The following is a 13,586-nucleotide window of genomic DNA, read 5'->3' on the forward strand; positions in this document are numbered from 1 at the left end:
CCAATGACGCGCGGCCTGGCCCCGCGGCTGTAGCAATGAGCGGCGGGGGCCGAGCGGTCGAGAATTTTTCGAATCCGATTATTCTGAACAATCGGTCTTCAGATCTTAGGCGCCTCTGCCGCGCGACCCAGCGCATTGACGGCGCCGTGACTGGCAAGCCATTGGCTCCGTCGCTCGAACAACCCCGGCGTAAGCCCGTTGACACGATCAATCAAGGTGCGCAGGTTGGCACTTTGCAACTGCCCGTTATCGACGAGAATGCGGCCATCCACCATGGTCAGATCGACGTCGCCACCTTGCACCGCGTGCACCAGATTATGATGAAGGTTGAGCAACGGTCCCGTTACCAGCGGCGTCATCCGGGGGGTGTCCGTGCGCACAGCAATCAGGTCAGCGGACTTGCCCGCCTCGAGGGTGCCGGTGACTTTTTCGAGCCCAAGTGCGCGGGCACCCATGGCGGTTGCCATCCGGCAGATCGACCAGCTATCCAGTGCTGACGCGTCGAGTTTCGACAGCTTGGCGAGCAACGATGCGACTTTCATCTCTTCGAAAACGTCGAGATTGTTGTTTTCCTTTTCGCCGTCCGACCCAAGCCCAACCTGCACACCGGCGGCGAGGAGTTTCTCGACAGGCGCCGCACCGCTGGCAAGCTTCATATTGCTGACAGGGTTATGCGTCACACCGACTCCGCGCCCGGCGAGTAACGCAATTTCGCTATCGTCCAGCCATACGCAATGCGCGAGCAGCACGCGGTGCGCGTCGAGCAGGCCGAATTTTTCAAGTGCTTCGACGGGGCGCATTCCGTATCGGCGCTGCGTTTCTTCCACGTCGAAGCGGCTTTCATTGCTATGCGTATGCAACCCGACACCATATTCCCGGGTGATGGCGACGGCACGTTCCCATGCAGCCGGTATCGCGTAGAACATGTGCTCCAGTCCAACCCATGTCTGGATACGGCCATTGGCCTTGCCGTGCCATTGGCGGATCAGCGCCTCATTGGTATCCAGTGTTTCGAAGTAGTTGTGGTCGGGGTGCTCGCCGACGTATGGGACCAATACGGCACGGATTCCCAATTCCTGCGCGGCTCGAGCGCTGCCGTCCATGAAACGCCACATATCGACGATTGTGGTGGTGCCTGACAGCAGCGCCTCCGCATAACACAACCAGGAGGCGGCTTCGGCCTCCTCGGCATTCAGTACACGGTGCATTGGATCGATGAACTGCTGCAGCCAGTCCCATACTGGCAAGCCCTCGGCCGTGCCGCGCAGCAAGCCGGAATGGCAATGCGCATTGATCAATCCTGGCATCAACAGACGATCGCGCAGGTGCCTGACGGAGGCCTCGGGATAGTCGCGCTGCATGACGTCGCCCGCGCCGACGGCAACGATCTTGCCGGTGGTATCGATCACAACCGCGCCGTCGACGATGACCGCATTGTCGGTTGTCATCGGCACAACGTAGTCGGCTCGCAAAAGGGTATGTCTCATTGCTTTGTCCTTCTTGTGAGTGAATACGGAGATGTGAGATCAGGCGTCTGCCATCTGGATGGCACGCTCGATCTGAGTTTCGACTTCTTCTGATTTGCCAAAGCCATTGAAAAGCAGGTTGAGCAACATGGCCGACAACCAGACAGCACGATGCCGCTATCGGTGAACACGCGACTCCAGGCGGGCTGATGACGAGACCAATGTTTTGCGAGAAGGAAGGGCTGATTCGCCCCTGTGCGCTACACGACCGGCCTTCGCCGTCATGTCAATCGCAGCTTGGCGGTTGAAAAAAGTTCCGTAAAATCGGGATGTATCTGGTTTTTAGATAGAGGCGGAATGCGCTTTTCTTTTGAACAACTCGAGGCTTTCGTCACGACCGCGAAGGAACGGTCGTTTTCCGCGGCGGCGCGCCGCTTGGGCAAGGCGCAGTCGGCCGTCAGCACAGCGGTGATCAATCTGGAAGTCGATCTGGGGGTGGCGCTGTTCGATCGGTCAGGCCGGTATCCGGTACTGACCGTCGAAGGCAAGGCGCTGATGTGCGAGGCGGAGGCGGTGCTATTGCACTGCGTGTCCCTACAGGACCGCGCCAACAATCTCAACATGAATGTGGAGCCGCGCCTCGTGATAGCGGTCGATGATGCCATCCCGTACGCCGCAATCGCCGGCACGCTGCGGCGATTCGAGGTCGCGTTTCCCGATCTTGAGCTGGAAATCCGGCATCCGTTGCAGGACGACATTCTGCGCGCGGTGCAGCGCGGTGAAGTGATGCTTGGGCTTACGTTCGCGCAGACGCACTACCCGAAGGAAATCGCATTTCGCCGGCTGGGCAATATCAATCTGACGCACGCCGCGCATCGCGACCATCCTCTTGCAAAACTGGACGGCATCAGTTTTGCGCGACTCAGCGATTACCGGCAGATCGTCGTGACACATGGCCGCCAATTGCCGACTGGCGAATATCTGAAGGTGCCGCGCTGCTGGTTTGTGGAAAGCTATCTGATGCTACTGGAAGCAGCCAGGGACGGGATTGGATGGGTGACGTTGCCCAAGCGACTCATCGCCGACGAGCTCAAGTCTGGGGAACTCGTAGAGCTGCGGCTCGAGGCCTATCCCTTTACAGAATGGACGGTAGGCACCGACCTCATCTGGAATACTGCGACCGAACCCGGCAGGGCTGCCATCTGGCTGCGTGGGGAAATGAGTCGCAACGAGATCAACGTCTGAGCCTTACGGTTCAACCCTCGCCTCGAACGTGCCAGTGCCGCAGCCAGCTAGTGTCTTGAGTTAAAAATTCATTGAATGATACCGATCACGTATTAAAGTGTTCTGTGTAGCACTTGATACGCGGAGGCAGCGATGAGTGGACGGCCCAAAGGGGAACTCGTGCTGAGCGAATCGGAGCGCGAAGACCTGCAAGCGCTGACTATGCGACGCAAGACTGCTCAGGCCCTGGCATTGCGGGCGCGCATCGTGTTGGCCTGTGCCGATGGCATGGACAACAAGACAGTCGCGGCGAAACAGCGGGTCACTCAGCAAACGGTTTCGAAGTGGCGGGCGCGGTTCGTGATCCATCGTGTGGACGGACTGCTCGATGCACCACGGCCCGGCGCACCGAGGACGATTGATGACGCGTGCGTCGATGCGGTCATCGCCAGGACGCTCGAGTCCGTGCCTGTCGGCGCGACTCACTGGAGCACGCGCACGATGGCTCGCGAAATGAAATTGTCGCAGACGGCGGTCACGCGGATCTGGCGTGCCTTTGGTTTGCAGCCGCATCGGCAGGAAACGTTCAAGCTTTCCAGCGATCCGATGTTCGTCGACAAGGTCCGAGATATCGTCGGGCTTTACCTGGACCCGCCGCTCAAGGCCATGGCGCTGTGCGTGGACGAGAAAAGCCAGATTCAGGCGCTCGATCGCACGCAACCCATGTTGCCGTTGGCACCGGTATCCCTGAGCGAGGCACCCACGATTACATGCGCCACGGCACGACCACGCTGTTCGCGGCGCTGGACATCGCTACTGGTGAAGTCATCGGCGAGGTACATCGGCGCCATCGCAGCAGCGAATTTGTACGCTTTCTGCGCACCGTCGAAGCCAGCGTGCCGTCTTACCTGGAGGTGCATCTGGTGATGGACAACTATGGCACGCACAAAACGCCCTCGATGGCGAAAAGTTTTCATCTGGTTCTCCTCATCGCCGTTGCGTATGGGGTCCCGGCACGGCGGCGGTTTATCGGTTGTAGGCATGGGAGCTTACAAAAACGTCAGCCCAGGCCAAACCAACAAATCAATCTTTGGTTTCCTGCTGGAAGGAAATGCGCGGGGGGTTTCCGTGTATTCCGCGCGCGTGTGCGCCCACGCGGCCCGGCGACCCATTTTTGATAAATTCATCGGATTCCTCAACGAATTCAATCGAAGCTGGGCGAAACACACCGCAGCCATTGTCATCGTACTGTCGAAGAGCACGTTCACACCGCCCGGCGCCGCGGCTCAGGTTCCAGAGCCTACCCATTCGTTCGATACCGACGCCGCGTAGGGCTATCTGGCACTTCAGGCCAGCCTTTCCGGATGGCATGCGCACAGCCTGACCGGCATAGAACGCGAGAAGATCCGCCAGGGGCTGGCCGTCCCGGACATTTATTCAAAATTGTATAAGCAGGGTCTGGTCGAAGAATGTCCTGCGTGCGGTTGCGAATCGATACGGGAAGTCCGAGGTCGTTCTTCGGGCTGCCCTCCACACGCGTCGCTTGCTTTGGCGGAGTTCCTGGCCGCTCGCCTCATATGCCGGTCCCGGAGGACCGGCATCGCTACCGTGGCGAGCGACAATCGAATCGACACGCGGTCAATGAGTGAAGTGAAAGGCCCAGCCCTGGACGCGAAGGTAGCCCATCAGCTTTTCGTGATCGCGATGTTCGACACGACAGCCTCTCCCACGCTCGGCTTGAAGTCGAGCTTGAGACGCCCACTGGTAACCGTCACGGGGAAAGTGCGGGTGATGACCGTACGGTAGGCGCCCGCCGCAGCCAGCACGTCCAGATCGGGAAGCACAGTCACGCCATTGGCGTCCACGCTGAAGACTCGACCGCCGACCGCTGTCGCCTTGGCTGGTTCGAGGAAACCGAGCGTGACGCTGTACGTGCCGTTGTCCAACGGGATGTCGTAGCTGAACGTGCCGCGGCGGACATTAGAAAACAACTGTGGATCGACAGTCCCATTGACGGCGGTGCGATCGAATACACCGTAACGCTGGTCGGTGATGCTTTTGGAAACCAGCCAGTCGGCCGTCCCTCCGACGAAGAAGTTGTCCGATCCGAAGAGAGCGCCTGTCGATGAGGTCAACCCCGTCGTGTACTGACCGGCGGCGATCCTCACGTCCCGGGTATTCAGCGACCAATCCACCTGATCTTTCACTATGCGCCCGCCGTGATTCCCACTAGCCGTGAGCCTGTTGGCACCCGGGTTCAGTTTGACGTTCCTGAACACGCAGACCTTCATCGTGCATTGGTCCTGTGTCAGCGTCCCTATCGTGGTGCCGTTCAGCGCAAGCCGCACTGAATCTGCATTACTGTAGACCTTGACGTCGACGGTGGCATACGCGCGATTCGTATAGCGGCGGCCGGTGATGTAGGTCACGGGCTCGCTGCTCCAGTTCGCTTTGTAGAAGTAGAATGCGTCCTTCTTCGTCTTGCGGTCGTACGTCACCAGGCCCTTCGTGTTGACCCCGCGGACGTCGCCCTCATTGCGGATGCCAGAGCCGAAGTCGAACATGCTCCAGGCGAAGCTGCCCCAAATGTACTTTCTGCTGGCGATAGTGGCGTATATCTGCTCGTGAACATAGCTGGCGTATTCCTCCGGCTGATAAACCACCGGTTCGCCTGTATTGAAGCTCTCCGGCCGGCCGCCGAGCGGGTTGTCCGAGTGGTGCGTCACGGCCGACCCGGCGCCGTATTCGCTGATGCCGATGGGTTGGTTGGGATACTTGGCATGCAGGGCATCGAGGTGCGCGCCGAACTCCGCAGCACTGCTTCCGTAATACCAGAGGTAGTAGCGGTTGATGCCCCAGATGTCGGTGATCCCTCCGGTCGAAGCGAATTGGTGGTTATAAGGTACGTCCTGCGCCCAATCTGCATAAGTCGTCACGCGACTGCTGTCCTCGGCCTTGGCCAGCGTCTGCAGCTCTTTCAGGAGCGGGGTGATGTTGTCGCTAGGAGTCGTGCTGCCAATGCAGCCTTGCGTGGATTCGTTCCCGATCGACCACATAGCCACAGCGGCGCGGTTGTACTGTTGGCGAATCTCTTCCTGCAACTGTTGCTTCGCGTTGGCCTTGAAGGCGTCGGTGACCGGGCCGCCGCACCCCGGAATGGATGTCTGGTTAACCAGGGGCAACTCCGCCCAGACTACGAGCCCCAGTTGGCTCGCGCGCGCCAACGTGTACGGGCTGTGGGGATAATGGGCGAGGCGCACGCTGTTCGCGCCCATTTCCCTTATCAACCCCAGCGATTCGTCGATGTCGTGTGTGGAAATGGCCCAGCCCTTGCCCAGGGCGTCCTGGTGCAGATCGACCCCGTGCAGAGGTACGTGCTTGCCATTCAGGAAGAACCCTTCATTGGGATCGAAGCGCATCTGGCGGATGCCGAAGTCTTGTACCACCTTATCGATCGTCGTGCCGTCCGACTTCACAAGCTCTGCGACCAGGCGATACTGGTAAGGATCATTCACGCCTTGCCACAAGTGCGCGTGGTCGACCGCAACATCCTGGGCAACCTCGACGTTGCTACCTGCCTTCAACGTTACCGTCTTTTGCACCCTGCTGGCGAGCTGCCCGCTGGCATCCAGAACGGAGACACGAATGAGGTAGTCACCGTCCTGAGTGGAGTCGCTCTTGAGCTTCGCGCGCACGTTGAGGGTCGCGTGGCCGTCGGTCACAGCGGCCGTCGTCGCGTACACACCCGGCCCGCCCATATCGCCAAGGTCGAAGTGGACCGGCGCGGCCGTCTCCACTAGTTTGACGTCGCGATACAGACCGCCAGACATGTTGAAGTCGCCGCCTAGCGGAGCGATAGCCGTAGGCTCGCTGCCCGTCTTCGCAGCCCGGTTGTCGACCTTTACGAGTAGAACGTTTTTGCCGCTCGCGGCGAGCTTGTCTGTCACGTCGAAGCGAAACGCCGTGAAGGCGCCCTGGTGCTGCCCCAGCTTCTGTCCGTTGAGCCACACATCGGCCACGATACTGGCGGCGCCGAACTCGAGCCACTTGCGCACGCCTGCTGCCGGGGTGTCGAACTCGAGGCGATACCAGCCGAGCCCGCGCTTGTAGGGCACCGTGGCCTTTGTGCTCGCGGCGTCCTGGGCGTTCCAGGTATGCGGCAGGCTGACGTCTTGCCAGTTCTGGCCTGTTGATGCTAGCGCTGCGGCATCGGTGAGTGAATCGTCCTGGACGAATTTCCAGCCCTGCGTCAGCACCTGTGACGTTCGCACTTCGGCCGTGACCTTGGGGCTTTCGTCGGCCCAACAGACGGATGCCGCGAGCGCCAGCGCGATCCCGAGCACGGCTAAATGGGTCGACTTTCGAAATTCCGATGATGCCGCGGAAATGGGTCCGGTCTTGATCCACCACCGAAGCGCCTTGATATAACGGTTGATCACAATGTGTCTCCTGAATAATTGGCGTCGCCTTTGCCCGGGCGGACGTGACGGCGCGATGGCCCGCTCCACCGTTCAGAGTCTTGTGCCACTCGCATGCAGTTGTGAATCGTTGAAGCAAGTCCGAACTCGCGCTTCGGGCTTGCCTCGACACACGCCGCTTGCCCTAACGTCAATGGCTGATATCGAGTGTGTCGTTGAGCGTCAGGTTTTGTGACGAATTACCCACAAGAACACAGTACCGGCCACTTGCCGCCTTCCCTTGCTGAGATGCACCTTCCAACGTGCTCAACGGATGGCTCGCTGGCGTCGGGTCGATTGTGAGTTGCACGGCTTTGCTCTCCGCGGGTTGAGCTATACGTTTTCGAATGCGACAAGGCGCTTGGGCGGTTGTCCCAATCCCGCAGGCAGTCCCACGTAGACTTGCGGGACTTCGGCACCGTATGCCTTGCCGGTATTTGGATCGCTACCTGCACGATAGTTGCCCTGCTCCTGTCTGACGACCGCGACGACACCTGGAGGTTCGAAAGGGAGAATGTCGTGTAGGACAGGCCGTATCCAAACGGGAACAGAGGCTTGATGTTCTCCGCGTCGCACCAGCGATGTCAATGTTCAGCCCTTCCGAATAGGTACACACAAAAGATCTTTCTCGTGATGACCTGCTCCTCACTTTTGCCTCCTTTTAAATGTGGACTGCGAATTACTTTAATGCCTCCTCAAACGGAAATCCGCGAGCGGAACTCGCCTCTTCCATCTGTCGACGGGACTAGGCCGTTGCTGAAAGCTGATACGAGAATTTCCGCTCGTCCGATGACATTGAAGAGATATGTCGTCCGATCTCACGGATAATATTCCACTAATTGGGTGAAATGTCTGCGTGTAAACCCTGCACTTCGTAATAAAGCCGATGAGGCGCCACTTTAAATGAAAGCATAGTTAAACTACAAAAATAGGATGTCTGATGACTCAGAGGAATCTAATCCGTCTGGCTAGCTAAGTTGGATTCGTCAACGTGCGACGATTGAAGCCGCTCGATTTGACACGGCGGGGGAGTTGGGCAATTGGTCAGCACGGCCATGTTAGTCGGATAAGCGTGCGGCAATCGCCAGCCAGGCGCTCGGCCCACCAGCGTGACAATGCCGTACGCGTGGCTGCGGCTGCGCGAGTGACACATTTGATATGGTCGACGTGATCGCTGTGCGCCCCGCCGCGGGTTATGCGCTTACGCCACCTTGCCGTTGCGGCGCACAGCTGCGTCGGGCTGCAGTTGCGCCAGATGTCGCAGCAGCTTTGTGACCATCCCGACGACACCGAACGCGAGGATCACGAAGAACACCGCGAGCGGCGTCAGGACCTGCACCGACAAGAAGCCGGCGAGCCCCATCATCGCTGACGACACAAGCAGCAGTGCACACCCGAGGATCGCGCTCGTCAAACCCGCGATGTGCGGGAACAGCGAATTGCCCTTGGCCATCAACGTCGGATACATCGCGCCTGCGCAGAAGCCCATCACGAGTACGGCAGTCGCGAGCGTCCATACGCGCAGGCCGACCGTCAACGCAAGCAACAGCATTGCAATCGCCGTAGCCGCCATCAAGCACGCACCGATGTACAGCCGCCGTTCCGCGGTCGGCAGACGCCGGCTTTGCACGCGGTTCGACAGGCCGCCCGAGAAATACATCATCCCGATGCCGAGCGCCAGGTAGCCGAAATAGGTCGGCGGCTTGTGCAACGTGTTCTGCACCATGAACGGTCCGACGATGTTGAACACGAGCAAAATGCTGTAGCACAGACCTTGGGCGAGGAAGCAACTCTGGAACACCGGGCTCGAGAGCACCTTTCCCGCGTTTGTCATCAGCGTGCGCGGCTCCAGGGACACCGGGCGCGGCAACGTTTCACGATAGCGCCACAGCAGCCCCCACATCACAACCGAATAGACGAGCAGAAAGACGAGGCAGGCCTGCCAGCCAAACCACGTCTGCAGGTGGGCACCAATTACCGGCGCAACGATCGGCGCAAGCCCCCACGCAATTGCCATGTAGGTGAACGCATGCAGGAGCGCCTGCCCGGAGAATGAATCAGTGATGATCGCCTTCGCGAGCAGGTTGGTGGTGGCGATGCCGAAGCCCTGCAGGCAGCGGGCAAGGAGGAACGTCTCCAGATTCGACGCGGCGAGCGACAGCAGGCAGCCGATCGTAAAAATTACGAGGCCGAAAGCCAGCACGCGCTTGCGCCCGTACGCGTCGGCTACGGGCCCGAAAACGAGCTGACCGACTGCGTAGGCCGCCATGTAGCCGGAAACGCTCGACTGGATTGCGTGAGGCGAAGTCGCGAAGAAACGCGCCATTGCGGGTAGCGCGGGCACGTAGATGTCGATCGCGAGCTGTCCGGCGGAGGCGAACAGGCAGATCAGGAACAGCAGGAAGCGCGGCGAGTTCCGTACGCGGGTGGAAGTGACGGAGCGGTCGGGGATATCGTGGATCATCACTGCCTCAAAAAGGGATTCCGGCGACGCTGCGTCAGTTGGTCCGAATGTCGAACGGAACGCATGTGCGGCGTCATCGCCGCGTATTGTGCCTGTCGTCTCACGGGTTGACGCGATTTCCCTTGCGAGCGCGCAAATTGACAGTCGACGTGCACTCGGCGTCAGGCCCGACGATGCGCCGCCAGCAAGACCGTTGCGCCCGCAACCACATCCGCCGCCGAGTTTGTCTTCGATGCTTGCGCGATGCATGCGACGATGGCGACCTTCTTTGGCTTACAGGCAATGACGAGACGGTCGTAGAAGATCTTGGTGACAGGATTGAAGCGAGTCGCCGACAGCGTCGCCGTGTAACAGTACATGCCGCAGGCTGCCAGCTGGATGGCCGCGACACGCGCCGACGCGTACTCAGCGTTCGATCGTTTCGTAACGGTCTATGCCGCGAAATAGCCGAAGGCGACCGAATCGCTGAAGAAGGACCACACGCCATTTCGAAAGCAGGCCATGAGTTGCGGGCATTGATATTTGCAAGCACCGATGACCCCGTCGTTCGCCTGCAGGGTTGCACTAACGGTTAGCCCGGGCTTACAAAGCGTACTTTCTGTACTCCGCCCAGAGCCCCACCTGCCGCAGAAGTGTCTATTGCACGGCTCTCTGCGTCCGACACCCGCTTTGTGTCGAGCACGCGCAAGGTCCTCGCTGCAGGGTCGATCTCAACCGTCGCGCCGTGTGGAACGATCGCGGTAATGTCCTCGTCAAATCCCGCCAGCATGGTAATCCCGCCGAGCGCTGCGCCTTGCACGAGAATGGGATTGACGCTATTGAAGACAATCGCGAGCGGCACCATGTCGCGAGACTGCATTTCGTTCAACATCCACGCACTCGCCACGCCCCCTTTGGCCGTATCCAGTACAAGTACGCGGCCTACATAAGATTGCCCGACGAGCTTGTGGGTCGGACGCGAAAATACCCCACGCAAGCGGTTCAGGTCGTAGCGTGCGGAAAAGCCATCGTTCGCGACGAGCGCTTCGCCCGACACTTTGCGGCCCATTGCATGACGTGCGGTTAGTACCAGTTCGCTCATTTCAGTTCTCCTGTTTCAGCGGCGCTGATGCAGTCTTCCATCGACGCCAGCATCGGCACATAGCCATACCCGCCCAGAATGTTGACCAGCTTGGCGCTGTTGGTCGCAAGGCGCTTCCAGCCCTTGGCTTCCGCGATTTCACGCGCGTACGACTGGTAAAAGCACATGCCCGCCAGCACCGTGCCGCCGGTCGCTTCGATACGTTCCGTGTAGCCGAAGCGGTCCGCATCGGGCTTTACCTGCGGGCTGGTGACGGCGAGCATCGGTACTTTGAAGCGTCGGCCGTCGCAGAGCTCGGCGAGGGATCGTAATTCGTACAAGCTGAGCTGCGGTGCGGAGAACACGACAACGTCAACGCTTTTGTCCACGGCATAGCTTTTCGTCAGCGCATCGACGTCATCCCGGCCCACCGTATGCAGCACCGGAAGCTTGTCGCCACCGACGTCCTGAAGTCGCGATGCTTCCGGCGTGATGCCGACCAGATGAAACATGGCAATCGAGCCAAAGCTCGCCATCGCGGCACCGAAGTGCTTCAGTTGGTCCGACGTCGGCGCGGTGTCGATTCCCTCGATCACCGGCACCTGCCAGTAATTGCCCGCTAGCCGGCCGATGACGCCACCCAGCGCGCCCCACTCGTTGAGGGAACGCGGGGTCCAGTTGACCCGAATGCGCAGCGTGGCCTGGCGATGCTCGTCGAGATGAAATCCATAGCGCGGCGTGCGCCCCGTCAGTCCCGCCGAAAGCGCCGAAGGGCCACCCTCGAAGTTCGAGCGCGCGCCGTTGACGGAATTCGAGTAGATCACCACGCCGGTATCCCCGAATGCGACGTGTTCGCCGCGCGTCGCTGCCAGTACGGTTTGGTAGTTTATGCAGGTGTCGGTCATGCTGACCCCCAGCTTGACGAACGCCGCAATGGCCCGGCGTTCGAGCTCGAGCATCCAGCTGCTTTGACCGAGCGTGTCGGCGTTGGCAAAATCGGTGCCGCGCGGATCGGTGATGGTCGGCACGCGTACCTGGTGTCGGCCGTCCTTGACATCGCATAGCCGCTCCAGCCACATCACACCGGCCTGGCCCAGGCTCTCCGTGTCGGCCATGATGTGAGCTTGAGTAATGGGGACGAAATCACGCGCGCCAAAGAAATCGCCGACCGCGATCTGATGTTGCAGGGCGATCTGCACGACTTCGCCCATTTCCCCGGCGAGCATTGCTTTCTCTTCTTCGTTGAGCTGCATATTCCAAGTCCAGTGTCTTGCAGCAGCGCCAATCGCATGCCGCGAGCTAGCCGCCACGCTCGGCTGCAATCTCCTCAGGGAGCTTGCAGGTTCGAGCTGGCGGCGAAAAATTGAAGGCCATCTCCGTCACGTTTTTCCATCAGCGCACATGGGGTGGACCCGCCACCCCATCATGCTCGATGAGCGGCCGGTCCGGGCGCATCCAGAAAGCCATCACGATGCCGACCAGCAGCAAGGCGATCGATAGCGCGAACGGCAAATGCCAGTTGCCTGTCAGGTCGATGATGTAGCCGAACGCGAGTGGCGAGGCGATGCCCGCCAGACCGAAGCCAAAGTTCATGAAGCTGCTCGCCGTGCCAGCGTAGCGCGGCGCTATGTCCATCGGCACCGCCCAGAGCGGGGCGATCACCAACTCCATCGAGAAAAATGCGCAACACAGGCTGACCGACACGATCGTCAGGTCTTTCGCCAACAACACCGGCGCGAGGAACGCGAGAGATCCCGCCAAACCTAGCACAATCACGTTGCGGCGGGCTTTTTGCAAATCGCCGGTTCGCTTATAAATGCGATCGCTGATGACACCCCCGATCGTGTCGCCGATGATGCCCGCGACGAACACGCCGGATGTGAATAACGCCGATTTTTGCAGATTAAGGTGATAGCTGTGCATGAAGAAGGACGGTAGCCAGGTCAGATAGACCCATAAGGTCCAGGCATAGCAAAAGTCGACTATCGTCACCGGCAATATCCTGCGCATCAGGCGCCGGACTGGAATCGCAGGGCTGTTTCTGCGCAGCACCAGTGCCGGCAGCGACGCCATTTCGTCCGGCGAAACGCCCCCATGGCTGGACGGCTCATCGCGAAAGTACGCATACCATGCCGCCACCCAGACCAGGCTGATCACTCCGGCCACAATGAAGGCACCACGCCAGGTCCACAGCGCAATCAGCACCACAACGAGAGGGGGTGTGAGCGCATTGCCGACGCGCGAACACGCATGGGTCAGCCCTTGCCCGAGACCCCGTCGTTCGACTGGCAGCCAGCGCGACATCGCCGAGGTCGCGGTGGCGAGCGACGGCGCCTCGCCAAGCCCCAGCAGGAAGCGACATGCGGCAAGAGAAACCAGGCCGCCCGCGAACGCCGTCAACATCGACGCACAGGCCACGACAAGACCAAAGCACGCCAGCACGCGACGAGGTCCGAGTTTGTCGCCAAGCCAGCCGCCAAATAATTGAACGACAGCGTAAGGGTAGGCGAAGGCAGAAAATGCGAAGCCGAGTTCGGTGTTGGACAAGTGCAGATCGTGGCTGATCGCACCAGCCGCGGTCGCAATGTTGACGCGATCGGAGTATTGGATGAGATACAGCAGACAGATCAGGAGTAACACGCAATCAGCAGCTTTAGGCCTCCAGCGACGCGTCCTCTCCATCCGCGCTTCGCCGTCGACCTGATGCAAGATACTCGCCGCGGTCGGCGTTCGTTCGATTTCTTCCATGGCCGTCAGAACGTCTGCAAATTGGAGTCAGACGCAGCGATGGGGACCGTCGTGTCGAGATACATCAGACCCGCTAGCAACGAGAGCGAGGCAATACCGAGCGCGCTGGCCTGGATGCCGGGACGCTCCACGCGAGCAGCGACAAAAACGTCGGGCATGGCGAAACG

At 60.0% G+C, this 13,586-nt stretch carries 9 protein-coding genes and 2 pseudogenes; 3 read left to right on the top strand and 8 right to left on the bottom strand.

What is annotated here, in order from left to right; all coding sequences use genetic code 11:
- Positions 1–98: 98 nt before the first annotated feature.
- Entirely contained in the window at positions 99–1,487 is a 1,389-nt protein-coding gene (locus tag P0D84_RS46290; RefSeq protein WP_408350508.1) for an amidohydrolase family protein, read from the bottom strand.
- A gap of 234 nt (positions 1,488–1,721) precedes the next feature.
- Here P0D84_RS46290 and P0D84_RS46295 point away from each other — a divergent pair, with 234 nt between their 5' ends.
- From P0D84_RS46295 to P0D84_RS46305, 3 genes and pseudogenes are all read left to right on the top strand, one after another.
- Positions 1,722–2,711 (top strand): LysR family transcriptional regulator, encoded by a 990-nt coding sequence (locus P0D84_RS46295; RefSeq protein WP_408350511.1) that lies wholly within the window; start codon positions 1,722–1,724, stop codon positions 2,709–2,711.
- Positions 2,712–2,843: 132 nt separating this feature from the next.
- Positions 2,844–3,643: pseudogene (locus P0D84_RS46300) on the top strand (IS630 family transposase); the annotation flags it as partial.
- Positions 3,644–3,731: 88 nt separating this feature from the next.
- The gene (locus tag P0D84_RS46305) at positions 3,732–4,022 is read left to right on the top strand and encodes a nitroreductase family protein (RefSeq protein WP_408351988.1); all 291 of its coding nucleotides are present in this window, start codon (positions 3,732–3,734) and stop codon (positions 4,020–4,022) included.
- Between the two features lie 353 nt (positions 4,023–4,375).
- On the opposite strand, the gene P0D84_RS46310 is transcribed toward P0D84_RS46305, so the two are convergent.
- From P0D84_RS46310 to P0D84_RS46340, 7 genes and pseudogenes are all read right to left on the bottom strand, one after another.
- On the bottom strand, positions 4,376–7,129 hold the full coding sequence (locus tag P0D84_RS46310; protein WP_408350515.1) for a glycoside hydrolase family 2 TIM barrel-domain containing protein: 2,754 nt from the start codon (positions 7,127–7,129) through the stop codon (positions 4,376–4,378).
- Positions 7,130–8,348: 1,219 nt separating this feature from the next.
- On the bottom strand, positions 8,349–9,611 hold the full coding sequence (locus P0D84_RS46315) for a multidrug effflux MFS transporter (protein WP_408350518.1): 1,263 nt from the start codon (positions 9,609–9,611) through the stop codon (positions 8,349–8,351).
- A gap of 242 nt (positions 9,612–9,853) precedes the next feature.
- Positions 9,854–9,961, bottom strand: a pseudogene (locus tag P0D84_RS46320) (IS110 family transposase); the annotation flags it as partial.
- A gap of 221 nt (positions 9,962–10,182) precedes the next feature.
- Positions 10,183–10,692, bottom strand: a complete 510-nt coding sequence (locus tag P0D84_RS46325) for an aconitase X swivel domain-containing protein (RefSeq protein ID WP_408350521.1) — start codon at positions 10,690–10,692, stop codon at positions 10,183–10,185.
- A complete protein-coding gene (locus P0D84_RS46330) occupies positions 10,689–11,924 on the bottom strand; it encodes an aconitase X (protein WP_408350524.1) in 1,236 nt (411 codons plus the stop codon). Before P0D84_RS46330 ends, P0D84_RS46325 begins: the two co-directional genes overlap by 4 nt.
- Before the next feature lie 139 nt (positions 11,925–12,063).
- Positions 12,064–13,419, bottom strand: coding sequence for an MFS transporter (locus P0D84_RS46335; RefSeq protein ID WP_408350527.1), 1,356 nt, complete (start codon positions 13,417–13,419; stop codon positions 12,064–12,066).
- Between the two features lie 5 nt (positions 13,420–13,424).
- Positions 13,425–13,577, bottom strand: coding sequence for a hypothetical protein (locus P0D84_RS46340; RefSeq protein ID WP_408350530.1), 153 nt, complete (start codon positions 13,575–13,577; stop codon positions 13,425–13,427).
- Positions 13,578–13,586: the final 9 nt, after the last annotated feature.

Origin of the sequence: Paraburkholderia sp. RL17-337-BIB-A, assembly GCF_046025895.1 — a bacterium.
Classification (GTDB): Bacteria; Pseudomonadota; Gammaproteobacteria; order Burkholderiales; family Burkholderiaceae; genus Paraburkholderia; species Paraburkholderia fungorum_C.